Raw genomic sequence first — 17,587 nt, 5'->3', positions numbered from 1 at the left:
AGCGGTCGCAAGGGTTTTGGCAGCGGCCGTTGCTGTGTCACCGAAATCTATTGGAGGGCACCATGGAATTCATGATCAGCGGACGCAACGTTGCAGTATCCGACCGGTTCCGGGAGTATGCCGAAGAACGAATCGCCAAGGTGGAAAACCTGGCGAACAAGGTCCAGCGTGTTGATGCGCGCGTTACCAAGCAGCCCAACGTCCGTGAGGCCGACAGCTCTCTCACCGTGGAATTGACCGTTGTGGGCCGGGGACCCGTGGTACGGGCCGAAGCCACCTCCGGGGACAAATTCGCAGCCTTTGACCTTGCCTATGCCAAGCTCCTTGAACGCCTGCGCAGGGCCAGCGACCGCCGCAAGGTCCACCATGGCCGCCATACCCCGGTAGCAGTAAGGATTGCCACCGCGGACCTGGACACGGTCAGCACCAGCGAACCGCTCCACGTTCAGCTGGAAAAAACCGCCGCTGAGGCTGAAGCTTCGGCCGATGCCGTGAGCGAAGAGAACGAAGCCGCGGAAGCGGCGGATGACTGCCCTGTATTGATCCGGCGCAAGGTTTTCCCGGGTGCCCCCATGAGCCTTGACGATGCCGTGGACAACATGGAGCTGGTCGGCCACGATTTCTATCTCTTCGTGGATTCCGCCACCGGAGCGCCTTCGGTCGTGTACCGGCGCCGCGGCTGGACCTACGGCGTGATTACGCTCGATTCCCGGTGCGCGGAGGGCACTGAGGACATCAAAGAAGAAATTCGGCCTTACCGCGCGTCTGCCGGGTCTGCTAAGACCGCCTGACGCAGTGAGCGCCTGACAGGCACACACCACCGTAAGGCAGCAAAAGGCCTCCGGAGCAGCTGGACGTTTTGACGGTCCACCCGCCCGGGGGTCTTTTGCTGCCGGCAGCAGGTTCCCGCCATGGACCTAGGATGGGGCGTATGAAAACCACCCTCACGCTCAGGCAGGCGCGGCTGGCAGCGCTTGGGGCGCAGGGGCTGGTCAGGCGGCGGCCGGAAAACCCTGGGGGCAGATCGGTTGAGCGGACGCTGCAGAGGCTGCAGCTGCTGCAGATCGACTCGGTGAACGTCCTTTCCCGAAGCCACTATCTACCCCTTTTCTCACGGCTTGGCCCCTATGACACCGCCATCCCTGACCGGCTGTCTGCACAAGCGCCGCGCCGGATGGTGGAGTATTGGGCCCACGAGGCCAGCTATATCCGCCCCGAACTTTTCGCGGATCTGCGGGCGGTCCAGTGGCGCGTTTGGATGACGGCGCACTCCCTTCCCGCCGAGGTGCGGAACAGGCTCAGCGAAGAAATTATGGCGGTCCTCGACGGCGGTCCGCCTCTGACCTCCAGGGAGATTGCACTCAGGCTCGACGGAGGGAAAGCCAAGGACTCCGGCAACTGGGGCTGGAACTGGAGCGCGTCCAAGCGGGTGCTGGAGGACCTTTTCGCTGCCGGAACCATCAGCTCTGCCGGGCGTACGCAGCAGTTCGAGCGGCAGTACGCTCCAACGGCCTGCGTGCATCCCGCAGGAGAAGCTGCGCTGGAAGCCTCCGATCCGCAGGAAGCGGTGCTCCGTCTGACCGAGCTGGCGGCCCAGGCACACGGTGTGGGCTCCGTGCGCTGTTTCGCCGATTATTTCCGGCTTCCGCAGCGCGACACCGCCACCGCCGTCGCTGACCTTGTCCGTTCCGGGACACTGCGCCCGGTGCAGGTCGCGGGCTGGAACACGCCGGCGTATCTTCACACGGAGGCCGTCATTCCGCGCCGCTCCGCAGCCCGTGCCCTCCTGAGTCCCTTCGATTCCCTGGTGTTTGAACGGAAACGGCTCGAGGCGCTCTTTGGTTTCCGCTACCGGTTGGAGATCTACACCCCGCTGCCCAAGCGCCGGTACGGCTACTACGTGCTGCCGTTCCTGCTGGGAGAGCAAATCGCGGCCCGGGTGGATCTGAAGGCGGACCGGGAGAGAAGGGTCCTGCTGGTGCAGGCTGCCCACCGGGAACCGGATGCACCGGCCCACACTGCCGTTGAGCTTGCCGCGGAACTACGTATGATGGCAGATTGGCTGGGGCTTGAGGACGTTATTGTAAAACCGTCGGGGAATCTTGCGGAGGAACTGAAACTGGCAGTATGCCGGGAATAGCCCCGCTGCGGGAATTCCGGCACCTTGCCAAACGTCTCTCACGTAGACTGGGGACGCCAGAATTAGGCAACACTAGATTGGGAGCAAATCAGTGGCATCACTACTCGAACGGGTTCTTCGTACAGGCGATAAGAAGACGCTGAAGACGCTGCGCAACTACGCCGATGCGATCAACGTGCTCGAGGACGAGTACAGGGGCATGTCCGACGCCGAACTCCGGGGGGAGACGGAACGCTTCAAGGAGCGGTACGCCGAGGGAGAGAGTCTGGACGATCTGCTCCCGGAGGCTTTCGCCGCGGTGCGCGAAGCCGCGGGCCGGACCTTGGGAATGCGCCACTTCGATGTCCAGATGATGGGTGGTGCTGCACTGCACCTGGGCAACATTGCCGAGATGAAGACCGGTGAGGGTAAAACCCTCGTGGCAACGGCGCCTGCCTACCTGAACGCCCTGACCGGCCGCGGTGTCCACATTGTGACCGTCAACGACTACCTTGCCGAGTACCAGTCGGACCTGATGGGCCGTGTCTTCCGTTTCCTTGGCATGACCAGCGGCTGCATCCTGTCCAACCAGGACCCGGCCACCCGCCGCGAGCAGTACAACGCGGACATCACCTACGGAACCAACAATGAGTTTGGCTTCGACTATCTGCGCGACAACATGGCCTGGAGCGCTGCCGAACTGGTTCAGCGCGGCCATCACTTCGCCATCGTCGACGAAGTTGACTCCATCCTCATTGATGAGGCCCGCACACCGCTGATCATCTCCGGTGCGGCGAGCGGCGACGTTAACCGCTGGTACACCGAGTTCTCCAAGGTGGTGCAGCGGCTGAAGCTGGACACCGACTATGAGGTGGATGAAAAGAAGCGCACGGTTGGTGTGCTGGAAGCCGGCATTGAGAAGGTCGAGGATTACCTCGGGATTTCCAATTTGTATGAGTCCGCCAACACCCCCCTGATCGGTTTCCTGAACAACGCCATCAAGGCGAAGGAGCTGTTCAAGCGGGACAAGGACTACGTGGTCCTCAACGGTGAGGTGATGATCGTTGATGAGCACACCGGGCGTATCCTCGCGGGCCGCCGCTACAACGAAGGCATGCATCAGGCCATTGAGGCCAAAGAGGGCGTGGCCATCAAGGCCGAGAACCAGACACTGGCCACGGTGACCCTCCAGAACTACTTCCGGCTTTACGAAAAGCTCGCAGGCATGACCGGTACGGCCGAGACCGAAGCCGCCGAGTTCATGAGCACCTACAAGCTGGGCGTGGTGCCCATTCCGACCAACAAACCGATGTCCCGCATTGACCAGTCGGACCTGATCTACAAGAACGAAATCGCCAAGTTCGACGCCGTTGTCCAGGACATTGCCGAGCGCCATGCCGCGGGCCAGCCCGTTCTGGTGGGTACTACGAGCGTGGAGAAGAGCGAATACCTCTCCAAGCAGCTGGCCAAGGCAGGTATCCGCCATGAGGTCCTCAACGCCAAGAACCATGCGCGTGAAGCCGCAATTGTGGCACAGGCCGGACGCAAGGGCGCCGTCACCGTAGCGACCAACATGGCCGGCCGAGGTACCGACATCATGCTTGGCGGAAACGCCGAGTTCAATGCCATAGCCGAGCTGGAACGGCGCGGACTGGATCCGAATGAGAATCCGGACGAATACGAAGCCGCCTGGCCTGACGCCCTCGAAAAGGCGCGGGAAGCCGTGGCAACCGAGCAGCAGGAAGTCATCGACCTTGGGGGCCTGTACGTGCTCGGCACCGAGCGGCACGAGTCCCGGCGGATCGACAACCAGCTGCGCGGACGTTCCGGCCGCCAGGGCGACCCGGGGGAGTCACGCTTCTACCTTTCGCTCACTGATGACCTGATGCGCCTGTTCAACTCCGGTGCCGCAGAACGCATCATGAACAGTTCCTCGATGCCCGACGACGTCGCACTCGAGTCCAAGCTGGTTTCCAAAGCCATCCAGAACGCACAGGGACAGGTCGAGGGACGCAACGCCGAGCAGCGCAAGAACGTCCTGAAGTACGACGACGTCCTCAACCGCCAGCGCGAAGCCATCTACGGCGACCGCCGCCGGATCCTGGAGGGCGATGACCTGCAGGAGAAAATCGGATTCTTCCTGGAGGACGTCGTGACTTCGATCGTCAACGAAGCCACTGCCGAAGGGCACGGCGACGATTGGGACTACGAGCAGTTGTGGACCAACCTCAAGACTCTCTACCCGGTGGGACTGACCATTGACGAGGTCATTGAGGAAGCCGGCGGACGCTCCAAGGTCACCCGCGAGTTCCTGCAGGAAGAGATTCTTTCCGACGCCAGGCTCGCCTACCAGGCGCGGGAAGAGGCGTTGGGCGCACCGGCGATGCGTGAACTGGAACGCCGGGTGGTCCTGTCGGTGATTGGGCGCAAGTGGCAGGAACATCTCTACGAGATGGACTACCTGAAGGAAGGCATTGGACTGCGGGCCATGGCCCAGCGTGATCCACTGGTGGAATACCAGCGCGAAGGGTTTGTCATGTTCCAGACGATGACCGAAGCAATCCGGGAGGAGAGCATCGGATACCTGTTCAATGCCGAGGTGAAGGTCAACCAGCCGTCAGCGGATGTTCCCGCAGCGCTGGCCGGGCTTAAGGATGGGCGGTCAGTGGTTGGCCAGCCGACCATCACCGCCGCCGGGCTGGAGGCTCCGCAGCGCCCGGCCAGTCTGCAGTTCTCAGCTCCGAACAGCGAGGGCGGAGTGGAAACCCGCGTTGAGCGGGCCACCTCGGACAAGCCGGCGAAGCCGGAAAGCCAGTCGCGGAAGGGCGGAAACTCCGCCCCGAAGAAGAACAAGCGCCGCAAGTAGGTCCGAAAACCTCCGGAGGACCGCTTAGGCGATCTCCAGGACGGTGATCTTCCAGAGTCCGCGCCGCAGCTCTATCCGCAGAGCCGCGGCGCGGACTCTGTTTTGTTCTGCCGCCACGACAGATGCTTCGTAGACCCCCTCCGAAACAGGGCATAGCCGGCAGCAGCGGATCACAACCTGCCGGTGCAGGCGCAGCGGCGCGGGAGCGGGGGTTCCTCCCCGGGTGTTCCTGCGGCCCGCAAGCGCCGCTTCCCTGCTGCGAACGAGGTTAGCCCGCAGCTGAAGCCGTTCGTAACTTTCCGGATCCAGCCAGCGAACCATTTGCTGCAGCGGACGGGTTCCGCCGAGCACTTCCAGCGCGGCCTGGGTGACGGACCGTGCGATCGCGTCCACCCGTGCGTCATCAACCGGGTCGCTGTGCCAATGGTGCTGCTCCAAGGGTTTCGGAGCCGGCACAGCCTCGGAGCAGTCAGGCTGCGCGGCGGGGCGCGGACGCAGCTTGACCGGAGGCGCACCCAGCGGCGCATAGCCGGTAACGGGAATTCGGTGCACGGTGAGCGGACGGGGCGCGCCGGAAGCGGCAGCCAGTTCGCCGGCTTCTTCTTGGACGGGAAACGTGATCACGGTGGTCATGGAACTGTCCTTTCCTGCAGGCTGCTCCACGGAGCGGCAGTGATTGGATGTACGTAGAAACTGGTGGTTCACGCAACCGCGCTTGTTACTGCCGGGGAACTTCCGGGACTTCCGGGACTTCCGGGACTTCCAAAATCTGACCGGGAAGAATCAGGTCAGGATGATCGCCGATGATCGTCCGGTTGAGCTCGTACCAGCGGGGCCAATGGGCGGCGATCTGGGTGTCAGTGGCGAGAGGGCCGAGCTGGGCCGCGGCCAGGCTCCACAGCGAGTCGCCCGCCTGGACTACGGTCTGCTCCGGGGTGTCAGACCGGCCCGGACGGATAAAAACGTTTTCTGCGGACGGCGCAGTTCGCGGCTTCCAGTGCGCAGAGGGCGGCTCGGCGCTCTGGTCTGCCTCCGCTGCAGCACTCAAACCGTCTGCCGGTTGCTGCGGGTCCGTTCCTGCGCGCAGCTGCGCGGTTGGTTCCCACTGGGGATGAACCGCAGCGTCACCTGGCCGCTGCAGTGCGGAGATGCTTTGCGGCGGGCTGTCGGGAGCGAAGGATTCAGCGGCAGCGGCTGCTCCCATCCCGGAAACGAGGTTCAGCCCGATAACGGCTGCGGCCAGCCGTTTCATGAACGAGGGGGCCAGGGCCCCTGCGGCTGCTGCGGCTGCCGCGTGCCCCGCCTTGTGCAGTGCTGCGGATACCACAGCCAGGATCATTCCCAGACTCCACCACAGGGCGACGACGAGGCCGAAGGCGGCGGCGGCGAATCCGGCCGCGTCCTGCAGGGAGGAAACGGAACCCCTGAACAGAGTTGCCGGGTCCGGCCGCGTTGCCAGTCCAGCCCAGATCAGAATTGCTGCCGCAGCGCCGACGGCGGCAAAAGTGAGCAGGTCCTTTCCATGGTTGCGCACAGTCCTGCCTTCCTTCCGCCGTCGCTGACCCGTTGGATGACCAGGTCAGTCCGATGTTGTTTGATGTGATTTGGTGTCGTTTGATGCGGTTTGAACTCAGTAACTTCGTTTGGTGGGACTTGTCTACATGTCCGGAAGCAGTGTGTCTAGGGTGATTTGGAGAATGTTTGTCGCGCTCAGCACTGGGTGACATTGATGAGAGCCGTTAGCCTGTGCACATGCGATGGGATGCCCTTTTTGCCGACATGGAGGCCCAACTGGCTTCCGCCCGGGAGGCTGTGCAGGAATCCGAGGTTTCGGAACGGCTCCGGACAGACTTTGCCGGAATGGAGCTGTCGGGACGGCTGCAAAGCCAGATGGGCAGGCCGCTGAAAGTGGATCTTGGGCTTCCCGGATCCTTTCAGGGAGTACTGAGCCACGTGGGCCGCGGGTGGCTCGTCCTGGAAGGCGGGGGCCGATCGTCCGTCATTGCCCTCGCTCACACGGTGTTCATCGCTGGAATGGATCGTTTCTCCACCTCCGGGGCACCCATGCCCCGGTTAGGGCTCGCATCCGCGCTCAGGGGACTGTCCAGGGACCGTGCGTCGGTGCGGGTCTACCCGGCAGGACAGCCGCCGGCTGCAGCCTTGGACGGCAGCGTGGACCGGGTAGGCAAGGACTTTTTTGAGCTGTCGCTAATACCCCGCGGAGAAGCGCGCAGGCAGGAGAACGTGCGGGGCGTTTACGTAGTGCCCCTGGAATCAGTCGCCGTGGTCTCTTCGGTGCTGTAGGTCCTGACGCGGAGAGGACCCGTGCGGGCCAGTTGCCCCGGCACCGGGTCTTGGGCATATGTAAGGGCTACTGCTTGGCAGCCTGGCTCTGGGACGCTTCCTCGCGAAGACCGGAAGCCGAACGGCGGTACGCGTCGGCAATGAACTCTTCGAGCACACGTGATTCCACCCGCCACTGGCCCCGTCCTCCGATCTGGATGGCCGGCAACTCTCCGGAACGCACCAGGGCGTACGTCTGTGACGAGGATATGTTCAGCACCTCACCGACATCAGCCAGTGTCAGGAACCTCTTTTCATCCACGCTTCTACCTCTGTATTCCTCGGGCGCATGTTCCTTTTTCCAGAACGCTGCCATTAGTCTCCCATCTCCAACGCCGGGATGGGCAGGTTATCCACACTTTGAACTTTTCACAGAAACACCGTGTTCTTCCACGGATTTGTGGTTAACAATGGCACCGATTGCCAATCCGGAGCTCTGCAGCCCGGATTCCGGTGCCACCAGGGGGAAGAATGAGTCTCGCAACAAGCATGCAGGCGTCCGCGCCGCGTCTGAAAAAACCATCGTGGAAGGATCCCCGGCTTCTGCTGGGAATACTGCTGGTGCTTGCCTCAACGGCAGGAGTCGTTGGGCTTGTCGGGGCAGCGGACGAAACCACCGATGTGTTCGCCGTCGAGGAGGCAATCCCGCTGGGAACACGGGTCACCGCGGAGGACTTCGCGGTGGTACCGGTTCGGCTCGGCGAGGTTTCAGGGGCCTATCTTCCGGCGGCAGACGGCATTCCTGAAAACATGGTGGCTTCGTCCCTGCTGAGGAAGGGCGAACTGCTTTCCCGCGCGGACCTGGGCAAAGCGGATGAGCTGGACCGGAAGCCGGTGGGCCTTCGCATTGATGATCCGTTGCCGGCAGGAACCGAGGCGGGGTCGCGCGTTGATGTGTGGGTTTCCATGCCGGATGAACGAAACGGATTCAAAGAGCCCAAACAGATCCTGACGGCAGCCGAAATCTCCGAGCTCAGCGTTGACGAATCCGTACTGGGAGCCAACCGCGCCATGCAGATACTGGTTCTCGTAGAGGATGACGACCTCCCGTCGCTGCTCAGCGCCCAGTCCAACGGCGCCAAGATTTCGGTGGTCCTCAACCCGGCTGCCGGGTCATGAATATTCCCGTCGTGACGGTGGGCAGCGGCGTCGGGAACCTTGTGCAGGACCTGGAACGGCTGCACGGGCCGGTCACCGTGGTGCGCCGCTGCGCTGAACTGCCCGAACTGATTGCAGCGTGCCAGAGCGGGATAGCGCGGGCAGCCATCGTGTCCGACGACGCCGGAGAAGTCACTGCGGCACTGGCAGAGCGGCTGGCGGCATCGGGCGTGGCACTGCTGGTGCTGGCGGATGAGGAGGGTGCCCTGCGCCGCCTTGACGCACTGAACATCGTGCATGCACCAAGGGGCTCGGCCCCCGAAATGCTCTCTGACCTCGTCGCGGATGCAGTGGACCGGATGAAAGCCGGCGGAGGTTCTTCCGTCCCGGCCGATCCGGCGGCAGCCTTGGACACCTGGGCGGTGGAAGCCGACGGCGGGCGGAGCCGCCGCACAGGGACTGCGGAACGGGCATCGGGATACCGCGCGGCAGGGAACAACTCGGAAGAAGACGGACAGGAAAGCGTGCCCGGCGGCGGCCGCGTGGACGGTTCGGTGATTGCAGTTTGGGGTCCGGCGGGAGCACCGGGCAGGACCATGCTTGCCGTCAACTTGGCAGCGGAGGCCGCGGCGTCCGGTAAAACCGTGCTCCTGATTGATGCGGATACCTACGGTTCCTCTGTTGCCGCACACCTTGGCCTTCTTGATGAATCCGCAGGGGTGGCCCAAGCCTGCCGTTTAGCGGATCAGGGACTTTTGGACGTTGATTCCCTGCTCCGCAGCACCCTCAGCGTGTCGATGAAGGGGGAGCGGCTGCTGGTGCTTACGGGCATCACCCGGTCTGACCGCTGGATCGAGCTGCGCCCCACGGCACTGGGCCTGGTGGTGGAACAGGCACGAAAGGCAATGGACCTGATCGTCATCGACTGCGGGTTCAGCTTGGAGGCCGATGAAGAGCTGAGCTTCGACACCATGGCCCCGCGGCGGAACGGCGCCACACTGCGTGCCCTTGAACTGGCTGACACCGTCTTTGCCGTCGGTTCAGCGGATTCAGTGGGGGTGCCCCGGCTCGTCCGGGCCCTCACCGAACTGGAATCCGCTGTCCCCGGGTCGGCCCCAAAGGTCGTGCTGAACAAGGTCCGTGCCTCCTCCGTGGGGCGTTCCCCCGAGCGGCAGCTGCGTGATGCCTGGGAACGCTTCGGTCCGGGAATCCCGGTGACGGCTTTCCTCCCGGCAGAGTTCGCCACGGTTGATGCGGCGCTGCTGGCGGGATCGGCGCTGCTGGAAACGGCGCCCTCATCGCCGCTGCGACACGCCATAGCAGCGCTCGCCAACGTGCGGGTCTCCACTCGGCGGCGTGCCAGGAAGGCGGCGGCCGCGGCAAAGTGACCTTTTCTTTCTTGCGGGATAGGCTCGGGTAAGGCCATCCGCAAAGAAGCGGGTCGCAAAGAAGGCTACAACGGAGGCGTATTACATGTCGTCTGGATCCCGTATTCCGGATCTACCAGGTACCGACGATTCCCTGGACGAATTCATAGGGAACTACTACGAACATCTGGCGGGGGAAGACGCAGACGGATATCCGCCGTCGGCACTGCAGGAAAGAGCCCAACGCCACCGGGCGCTGGGCGCCGTGCGGCCGGAGGGCCAGGCGTCTGTGGACATGTTTGATCAGGATGATTCCAGCATCATCCTGATCGTTACTGATGACATGCCGTTCCTCGTGGATTCCGTGACCGCTGAAGTGGTGCGCCGCAATGCTGCCATCCGGCTCGTAGTGCACCCAACCTTTTTGGCCAGCCGTGACCGTGAGACCGGCGAGCTGCAGTCAGTGCACCGCGTTCCTTCGGCCGCCGGTGTTTCCAGCGGAGACACCGCAGCCCTGCCCAACCTTTCCAGCCTGCTGGGCAGCCAGGACGAGACCACCCGGGTGGAGTCCTGGATCGCCGTCGAAATTGGACGCGTGAGCGACGAAGCGCAGCGCGCCGAGCTTGTCGCGGGACTCCGAAAGGTCCTCGAGGACGTGCGGCTGGCCGTCACTGACTGGCCGGCCATGCGCGCGAAAGTCCATGAAGTTTCCCGCTCTCTGGAAGCTGCCGGCAACACAGGCAGCATTCCCGATCTTCAGCAGGCCCGCGAGCTGCTCTCGTGGCTGGACAACGGCAACTTCACCTTCCTGGGCTACCGGGAGTATGACCTGATCACCGAAAACGGCGAGGACCTGCTGCAGGTCAGCGAAGACAAGGGCCTGGGGCTGCTGAGCCGCTCCTCGGGCGCCCGCCGCGTTCAGCACCTGACCAGTGCAGGCCGGGCCAAGGCACGGGAAAAGCGTGCGCTGGTGATTACCAAGGCCAATTCCCGTTCCACCGTTCACCGTGCCGCTTACCTGGACTACATCGGTGTCAAGCGATTCGACGCGCAGGGGAACGTCAACGGTGAGCGCAGGTTCATTGGGCTTTTCTCCACGGGCGCCTACACCGGTTCGGTACGCAACGTGCCGATCGTGCGGGACAAGGTTCGCGAAGTCATGCGCCGTGCAGGTTTTCCTGCCGACTCGCATTCAGGAAAGGATCTGCTTTCCATCCTGGAGACCTATCCGCGGGATGAGCTCTTCCAGATTGATGTGGAAACACTGCTGGAGACTGCCCAGAGCATACTGCGGCTGCAGGAACGCCGCCGCACCCGGCTGTTCCTCCGTCCCGATGTTTACGGCAGGTTCATGTCCGCGCTGGTCTTCCTGCCGCGGGACCGGTACAACACCTCGGTCCGCCTGCGCATCCAGGATGAACTGCGCTCCAGCTTCAATGCGGAGTCCATCGACTTCGAAGCACGGTTGACCGAGTCCGCACTGGCCCGCCTCTTTTTCCGTATCCGCCTGCCGCGCGGCGTCGAAATGAAAGACCTGGATCCGGCTGCTCTGGAACAGCGGCTGGTCAAGGCCGCCCGGTCCTGGAGCGAGGGGATCAGCGAAGTTGTCCGGGCAAAGTACGGCAGCGACGCCGAAAGGCTGGCCGGCCTGTGGGCTGAAGCCTTCCCCGAAAACTACCGCGTGGGCTATGAAGTTGAAGACGCCCTGGAAGACATCGCCCGCTTCGAGGCGCGTCTCGCGGCGCCGGATTCCGCCCCCGAACTGTTTGTCTACGTTCCGGAGCGCACCGGTGTCACCGGCGACGAAGACGCACGGCTCAAGCTGTACCTTCTTGAGCCGCGCTCCCTGACACAGCTGCTGCCGACCCTGCACAACCTGGGCCTGGAAGTCCTCGACGAACGTCCTTACGAGATCCGCCGGGGAGACGGCACCACAGTGTTCCTGTATGACCTGGGACTGAAGTACCCCGCGGGGCTGGATCCGGTGAAAACCGGTTCGCTGCTGGCCGAGGCCTTCCGCGCCGGAATGTCCGGAGCCAGCGAGTCTGATTACTTCGACCGCCTCATTCTCGAACAGGGACTTTCCTGGCGCCAGGTGGTCATCCTGCGCAGCTACGCCAAGTACATGCGCCAGCTGGGGAACACCAACTCCTACGGTTTCGTAGCGGGCACGCTGCGCCGGAATCCGGACGTGGCACGTGCTCTGGTTGCCCTGTTTGAAGCCCGCTTTGATCCGGATCTGTCCGAGGAAGAGCGCACTGCAGCCGAGGAAACGGCCCGTGCCGCACTGGACTCGGGTCTGGAACAGGTTCCCACGCTGGACGCGGACCGGGTCCTGCGCACCGTCGCCAACCTGATCAACTCCACCCTGCGCACCAACTTCTACCAGGACAAGCCGTACGTCAGTTTCAAGCTGAACACGGCCGCGATTGAAGGCGCTCCGTTCCCGCGGCCCAAATACGAGGTGTGGGTTTACTCCCCGCGGGTGGAAGGCGTGCATCTGCGCTTCGGCGAAGTGGCCCGCGGCGGTCTGCGCTGGTCAGACCGGCGCGAAGACTTCCGCACCGAAATCCTCGGCCTGGTCAAGGCCCAGACGGTCAAGAACGCCGTGATTGTGCCCACCGGCGCCAAGGGCGGGTTCTATGCGAAGCAGCTGCCGGATCCGGCGGTGGACCGCGCCGCCTGGATGGAAGAGGGCAAGGAAAGCTACCGCACCTTTATTCGGGCGCTGCTGGACATTACCGACAACCTGGTGCTGTCCGAGGACGGCGAGGAACAGGTGGTCCCGCCAAAGCGCGTTGTGCGTCATGACGGCGATGACAGCTACCTGGTAGTGGCTGCGGACAAGGGCACTGCTTCCTTCTCCGACATCGCCAATGCCCTGTCGGCTGAATACGGTTTCTGGCTCGGCGACGCTTTCGCCTCGGGCGGCTCCGTTGGCTACGACCACAAGGCCATGGGCATCACTGCCCGCGGTGCCTGGGAATCCGTCAAGCGGCACTTCAGCGAGCTGGGCGTCGACACGCAAACCGAGCCCTTCACCGCCGTCGGCGTTGGAGACATGAGCGGCGACGTTTTCGGCAACGGCATGCTCCTGTCCGAGCAGACCAAGCTGGTGGCGGCCTTCGACCACCGTCACATCTTCCTGGATCCGAACCCGGATCCGGCGGCATCCCACGCGGAACGCCGGCGGCTCTTTGAGCTTCCGCGTTCCTCTTGGGCAGATTACGACGCATCGCTGATCAGCGAGGGCGGAGGCGTGTTCCCGCGACAGTCCAAGAGCATTCCGCTGAGCCCCCAGGTCCGCAAGGTGCTGGGTCTGGAAGACCATGTCACCAAGATGAGTCCGCCGGATCTGCTCCGCGCCATCCTCAAGGCGCCTGCTGACCTGCTCTACAACGGCGGCATCGGCACCTATGTGAAGGCGTCCACGGAAACCCACACCGAGGTGGGGGACAAGGCGAATGACGCGATCCGAGTTGACGGGCGCGACCTGCGGGTCAAGGTGATCGGAGAAGGCGGCAACCTGGGCATGACCCAGCGCGGCCGCATTGAAGCCGCCCGGGCCGGAGTCATCCTCAACACCGATGCGATCGACAACTCCGCCGGTGTTGACTGCTCGGACCATGAGGTCAACATCAAGATCTTTGTGGACCGGATGGTTGCCGCCGGCCGGCTGGACCCGGCAGAGCGCGCCGAGTTCCTGCATTCCATGACGGATGAAGTTGGGCGCCTGGTTCTGCAGGACAACAAGGACCAGAACATGCTCCTGCTCAACGACCGCCGGCATGTCATTGAATGGAACCCGAGCTTCGAGCGGCTGATGGACTGGCTCGAAAAGCATGCGGACCTGAACCGCGAGCTGGAAGCGCTGCCCTCCAACGAGGAGCTGCGCGCCCGGGTGGCGGCCGGCGAGGGTCTCACCTCCCCGGAACTGTCGGTCCTGGCGGCCTACGCCAAAATCGAGCTGACCAAGGCCCTGACCAACTCCGATCTGGCCGATGACCCCTATTTCAGCGGCACGCTGCGCCGGTACTTCCCGAAGCAGCTCGTGGAGCGGTTCGAGGACCAGCTGGACACCCACCCGCTGCGCCGGGAAATTATCTCCACCATGGTGGCCAACGACATCATCAACATCGGCGGCATCACGTTTGCCTTCCGTGTCATCGAAGAGACCTCGGCCACCGAATCCATGGTGGCCCGGGCCTTCACCGCACTTCGGGAGATCTACGAGATCGACGGCGTCGTGAAGGAGCTGAACCACCTGCCGGCCAGCTTCCCCACGGAGAACTGGACCACCATCCACCTGGACATGCGCAGGCTGCTGGACCGTGCCGTGCGCTGGTTCATTAACCATGTGGGACGCGGAAGCTCCATCGACGAGGACATCGAAGCGTTCAAGCCCGTCATGACCCCGCTTCGCGCGGACCTGCTCGAGTACCTGCAGGGAGAGGACCTGGAGCGGTTCCGGAGCGCACTTGACCGGTCCCGCCAGTGGGAGCTCCCCGAAGACCTGGGCACTTACTGGGCTGAGCTGTTCGAGAGCTTCGGCCTGCTGGACATCGCACTGCTGGCCGCCAAACGGGTGGATGAACCGGCTGCGAACGTTGCCGGCGTGTACTTCGCCCTCTATGAGCGGTTCGGCGTGGACGACCTGCTGGAGCGGATCACCAAGCTGCCGCGCGGTGACCGTTGGCAGGCTCTGGCCCGGGCAGCGCTGCGTGATGACCTGTATTCGACGGTGGCTGACATGACGGTGGCCGCGTTGACGGCAACCGCGGGGCAGGCGGAGGAGGACCCGCTGAAGCGGGTGGAATTGTGGGAAGAGCAGAACGCCGACAATTTGGAACGCGCCCGTGTCATGTTCGAAGATGTGAACAAGCTGGAGCACGAAGACATGGCATCCCTCTCGGTTGCCCTGCGTCTGCTGCGCTCCATCGTTCGACGCTAGAAACGAAAAGAAGACGAGACTGTGGCCATATTCACCGACCCCATCAAGGATCATGCCGATTTTGGACCGGGAGACGCGGAATGGCTGCACCTCTTGGTCGGCGACTGGCAACTGGTCGCCGACCTGGCGTTCTCTGACCTGGCGCTCTGGTTTCCGGTTCCGGACGGAAGCTACGTGGCCCTGGCGCACGCCCGCCCCTCGACGTCGCACACTGTATTCCACAGTGACTTCGTTGGGGAGCGGATCCGTGCCGATCTGCAGCCGCTGGTCGACAGGGCCTGGAACAGCCAGGTCATCGAGCGTTCACCCGAAACAAACTGGACCGCGGAGACGGCAATGCGGGTGGAAGCCATCCCCTTTGTCCGCAACGGCCGAACCCTTGCCGTGGTCACCAGTCACATGGATTTGTCCTCCTCCCGCATGCCCTCACGGCTGGAACTGACTTACCGGCAGTGTGCCTATGACCTGCTGCGGATGGGCACGCTGGGTCTCTGGCCGGACTTTGCCACACCCACCGGTTCCCGCCGCGGCGCTCCGCGGGTAGGGGACGGACTCATCCGAATGGATGCCGACGGCATTGTGCAGTACGCCTCGCCCAACGGAGTCTCCGCCTTCCGCCGGCTGGGGGAGATGGAGAGCCTGGAGGGGCGGGCCCTTGCGGAGATTACGACGGCGCTGCTTAAGGACCGCCGCATGGTGGACGAGACACTGCCGCTGGTGGTGACCGGCCGGATGCCGTGGCGCACCGAGATCGAGTCCCGCGGGGTAAGCCTCTCCCTGCGTGCCATTCCGCTGCGCGACGAGAAGGAGCGCTTCGGTGCCCTGGTACTGTGCCGGGATGTCTCCGAGCTGCGCCGACGGGAAATGGAACTGGTGTCCAAGGACGCCACTATCCGCGAAATCCACCACCGGGTAAAGAACAACCTGCAAACCGTGGCAGCCCTGCTGCGGATGCAGTCGCGGCGGATGGAGAGCGAAGAAGGCAAACAGGGGTTGGCGCAGGCCATGCGCCGGGTCGCCACGATTGCGCTGGTGCACGAAACGCTGTCCCAGGGACTGACGCAGAACGTGAACTTCGACGAGCTGATCGACCGGCAGTTCCGGCTTGCCGCGGAGGTCGCTTCACCTACGCAAGAGGTGAGCACTGAGAAGGAAGGCTCTTTCGGAGAGCTGCCCAGCGACTTTGCAACACCGCTGGCCCTGGTGATCAATGAACTGGTGACTAACGCCGTCGAGCACGGACTTTCGGACCGCAAGGGTACGGTGTGGCTCAGTGCCGCTCGGCAGAGGGGTGCCTATGCCGAGGAAATCCTCACGGTCACCGTGGCCGACGACGGCGCCGGGCTGCCGCCGGAGCCGCGGCGGGAAGGGCTGGGGCTGCAGATTGTGCGCACCCTCGTCCAAAGCGAACTGGACGGCACCATTGAATGGTCTGCCCGTCCCGGCGGAGGCACCGAGGTTCGGATTGAAATGGGACTGGACAATGATTTCCGCAGGAGCTGACGCCCCGGCGGACGGTGCCGTAGGGAGCACCCGGGCTTAAACAAGAATGGCCGCTGCGTGGCAGCGGCCATTCTGAAGTCTTGTAGACGAGATCAGTCCCGTGGGACCGCCAAGCGTCCGTGCTGAATTACGAAGCGCGGCGTGCTCGTGCGGCACGACGCTTCAGTGCGCGGCGCTCATCTTCGCTCATACCGCCCCAGACGCCTGCGTCCTGGCCTGTTTCGATGGCCCACTGGAGGCAGGTATCCATGACCGGGCACCGCCGGCACACACTCTTGGCTTCTTCAATCTGAAGAAGAGCCGGGCCGGTGTTGCCCACAGGGAAGAACAGCTCCGGATCCTTGTCCAGACACGCTGCGCGGCTCCGCCAATCCATGTTAATCACAATCTCCTCTAAATAGTTGACTCCCACGTGTTTGTGAAAACATTCACGAGCAACTGCAAACGAAAGGGGCCAGTTCCGGCCCCTGATTTCCCCAACTACTAGGATTCCACGTTACGGAAACTCAGACAAGGGTTAATCTGCCCTCAATCTGGCCAAAGGCGTGAGGGATGCGTCACAGCATCCGCTATCCGGGCCCCACGGGCCGGACGCTCTCCGACTATGTCCGGTAGTGTGCCAGTGTGTCAAGACCCCAAGAACCACAGCCCCCGGCCGGTCGTCCTGCGTCCGTTCCGGCGGCCGTCATTGTTATTTCCGCAGTCCTCGTCCTCGAAGCAGCGGCGCTGCTGGCGCTGGCAGGTTGGTTTGTCTACAGTCTCTTCACCACCGAGGCGGCATCCCTGGGCGGAGCGGTTTTCACGGCAGTCATCCTTGCCGCCGCGGGTGTGTGGCTGCTGGTCCTCGGCCATTTTTTCTTCCGCGGTTTCCGCTGGACCCGTGCCGGAGCGCTGGTGTTCCAGCTGTTCGCGATAGTCCTTGCCGTTCCAACTCTGCAGGGCGGAGTGGTCCTCATTGGCCTGCTCCTGCTTTTGCCCGCGGCAGTTGTGCTGCTGCTGCTGTTCACCCGCCCGGTGCTGGAACACACCAGCCGGATCTCGGGCGAGCCGAAGGCTTTCTAGGAACGATCTCAAGCGGGACCCAAGGCGGTATCCGCTGTCTGATCGGACACAGGCGCCGGCGTTCCACCGAGAGCCGGGGAGCGTCCCCTGTTGTCCGGTTCCTCGCGTGTTGCCCGTCAAACCGCGTCAGTAAGCCGCATAAAATGGAAACTGGCGGGGACTGTGGACGGTCCTGCGGCCGAAGCCTAAGCTCAGGCCGCCAGGCGTTGAGGGTATTGTCTATGGCTGGAATGCCTGTACTGACGAGAGGACTATGTGTCTAGGCTAGAAACGGAAAC

The 17,587-nt window shown here is 63.4% G+C and carries 13 protein-coding genes; 9 read left to right on the top strand and 4 right to left on the bottom strand.

What is annotated here, in order from left to right; translation table 11 throughout:
• Nucleotides 1–62: 62 nt before the first annotated feature.
• The 3 genes from raiA to secA all read left to right on the top strand — a co-directional run bounded on the left by raiA (nucleotide 63) and on the right by secA (nucleotide 4,985).
• Nucleotides 63–791, top strand: a complete 729-nt coding sequence (gene raiA / locus CXR03_RS00970) for a ribosome-associated translation inhibitor RaiA (protein WP_104101368.1) — start codon at nucleotides 63–65, stop codon at nucleotides 789–791.
• A gap of 140 nt (nucleotides 792–931) precedes the next feature.
• Nucleotides 932–2,140, top strand: a complete 1,209-nt coding sequence (locus CXR03_RS00965; RefSeq protein ID WP_104101366.1) for a winged helix-turn-helix domain-containing protein — start codon at nucleotides 932–934, stop codon at nucleotides 2,138–2,140.
• Between the two features lie 91 nt (nucleotides 2,141–2,231).
• Entirely contained in the window at nucleotides 2,232–4,985 is a 2,754-nt protein-coding gene (secA, locus tag CXR03_RS00960; RefSeq protein ID WP_104101364.1) for a preprotein translocase subunit SecA, read from the top strand.
• A 24-nt stretch (nucleotides 4,986–5,009) separates the two neighbouring features.
• Here the strand turns inward: secA and CXR03_RS00955 are convergent, their stop codons facing one another.
• Nucleotides 5,010–5,618, bottom strand: a complete 609-nt coding sequence (locus tag CXR03_RS00955) for an Rv3235 family protein (RefSeq protein ID WP_104101363.1) — start codon at nucleotides 5,616–5,618, stop codon at nucleotides 5,010–5,012.
• A gap of 85 nt (nucleotides 5,619–5,703) precedes the next feature.
• The gene (locus CXR03_RS00950) at nucleotides 5,704–6,519 is read right to left on the bottom strand and encodes a LysM peptidoglycan-binding domain-containing protein (protein ID WP_104101361.1); all 816 of its coding nucleotides are present in this window, start codon (nucleotides 6,517–6,519) and stop codon (nucleotides 5,704–5,706) included.
• A 218-nt stretch (nucleotides 6,520–6,737) separates the two neighbouring features.
• Between CXR03_RS00950 and CXR03_RS00945 the strand changes: the two genes are divergently transcribed.
• Entirely contained in the window at nucleotides 6,738–7,289 is a 552-nt protein-coding gene (locus CXR03_RS00945; protein ID WP_104101359.1) for a hypothetical protein, read from the top strand.
• Nucleotides 7,290–7,356: 67 nt separating this feature from the next.
• Here CXR03_RS00945 and CXR03_RS00940 read toward each other — a convergent pair whose 3' ends face one another.
• A complete protein-coding gene (locus CXR03_RS00940) occupies nucleotides 7,357–7,590 on the bottom strand; it encodes a helix-turn-helix domain-containing protein (RefSeq protein WP_104101358.1) in 234 nt (77 codons plus the stop codon).
• A 209-nt stretch (nucleotides 7,591–7,799) separates the two neighbouring features.
• Here CXR03_RS00940 and CXR03_RS00935 point away from each other — a divergent pair, with 209 nt between their 5' ends.
• The 4 genes from CXR03_RS00935 (at nucleotide 7,800) to CXR03_RS00920 (ending at nucleotide 16,247) form a co-directional block, all read left to right on the top strand.
• The gene (locus CXR03_RS00935) at nucleotides 7,800–8,447 is read left to right on the top strand and encodes an SAF domain-containing protein (RefSeq protein ID WP_104052541.1); all 648 of its coding nucleotides are present in this window, start codon (nucleotides 7,800–7,802) and stop codon (nucleotides 8,445–8,447) included.
• A complete protein-coding gene (locus CXR03_RS00930) occupies nucleotides 8,444–9,814 on the top strand; it encodes a chromosome partitioning protein (RefSeq protein WP_104101356.1) in 1,371 nt (456 codons plus the stop codon). Before CXR03_RS00935 ends, CXR03_RS00930 begins: the two co-directional genes overlap by 4 nt.
• Nucleotides 9,815–9,899: 85 nt before the next feature.
• A complete protein-coding gene (locus CXR03_RS00925; RefSeq protein WP_104101354.1) occupies nucleotides 9,900–14,744 on the top strand; it encodes an NAD-glutamate dehydrogenase in 4,845 nt (1,614 codons plus the stop codon).
• A 21-nt stretch (nucleotides 14,745–14,765) separates the two neighbouring features.
• Nucleotides 14,766–16,247 carry a sensor histidine kinase gene (locus CXR03_RS00920; protein WP_104101353.1) on the top strand — a complete coding sequence of 494 codons (1,482 nt, stop codon included), beginning with the start codon at nucleotides 14,766–14,768 and terminating at the stop codon, nucleotides 16,245–16,247.
• 127 nt (nucleotides 16,248–16,374) lie between these two features.
• On the opposite strand, the gene CXR03_RS00915 is transcribed toward CXR03_RS00920, so the two are convergent.
• Nucleotides 16,375–16,623, bottom strand: coding sequence for a WhiB family transcriptional regulator (locus CXR03_RS00915; RefSeq protein ID WP_104052537.1), 249 nt, complete (start codon nucleotides 16,621–16,623; stop codon nucleotides 16,375–16,377).
• Nucleotides 16,624–16,871: 248 nt separating this feature from the next.
• Between CXR03_RS00915 and CXR03_RS00910 the strand changes: the two genes are divergently transcribed.
• Nucleotides 16,872–17,309, top strand: coding sequence for a hypothetical protein (locus CXR03_RS00910; RefSeq protein WP_237688597.1), 438 nt, complete (start codon nucleotides 16,872–16,874; stop codon nucleotides 17,307–17,309).
• Nucleotides 17,310–17,587: the final 278 nt, after the last annotated feature.

The sequence above is a fragment of the Arthrobacter sp. 08Y14 genome (assembly GCF_002929455.1).
In the GTDB taxonomy this organism is placed as follows: domain Bacteria; phylum Actinomycetota; class Actinomycetes; order Actinomycetales; family Micrococcaceae; genus Arthrobacter_B; species Arthrobacter_B sunyaminii.
The sequence above is the reverse complement of the archived record's forward strand: the minus strand, read 5'-3'. Positions and strand labels throughout refer to the sequence as shown.

Excerpts from the sequence above, each read along its gene's own strand:
- CXR03_RS00945 (WP_104101359.1), top strand. The coding sequence starts at position 6,738 with ATGCGATGGGATGCCCTTTTTGCCGACATGGAGGCCCAACTGGCTTCC.
- CXR03_RS00955 (WP_104101363.1), bottom strand. The coding sequence starts at position 5,618 with ATGACCACCGTGATCACGTTTCCCGTCCAAGAAGAAGCCGGCGAACTG.
- CXR03_RS00925 (WP_104101354.1), top strand. The coding sequence starts at position 9,900 with ATGTCGTCTGGATCCCGTATTCCGGATCTACCAGGTACCGACGATTCC.
- CXR03_RS00935 (WP_104052541.1), top strand. The coding sequence starts at position 7,800 with ATGAGTCTCGCAACAAGCATGCAGGCGTCCGCGCCGCGTCTGAAAAAA.
- raiA (WP_104101368.1), top strand. The coding sequence starts at position 63 with ATGGAATTCATGATCAGCGGACGCAACGTTGCAGTATCCGACCGGTTC.
- CXR03_RS00965 (WP_104101366.1), top strand. The coding sequence starts at position 932 with ATGAAAACCACCCTCACGCTCAGGCAGGCGCGGCTGGCAGCGCTTGGG.
- CXR03_RS00915 (WP_104052537.1), bottom strand. The coding sequence starts at position 16,623 with ATGGATTGGCGGAGCCGCGCAGCGTGTCTGGACAAGGATCCGGAGCTG.
- CXR03_RS00930 (WP_104101356.1), top strand. The coding sequence starts at position 8,444 with ATGAATATTCCCGTCGTGACGGTGGGCAGCGGCGTCGGGAACCTTGTG.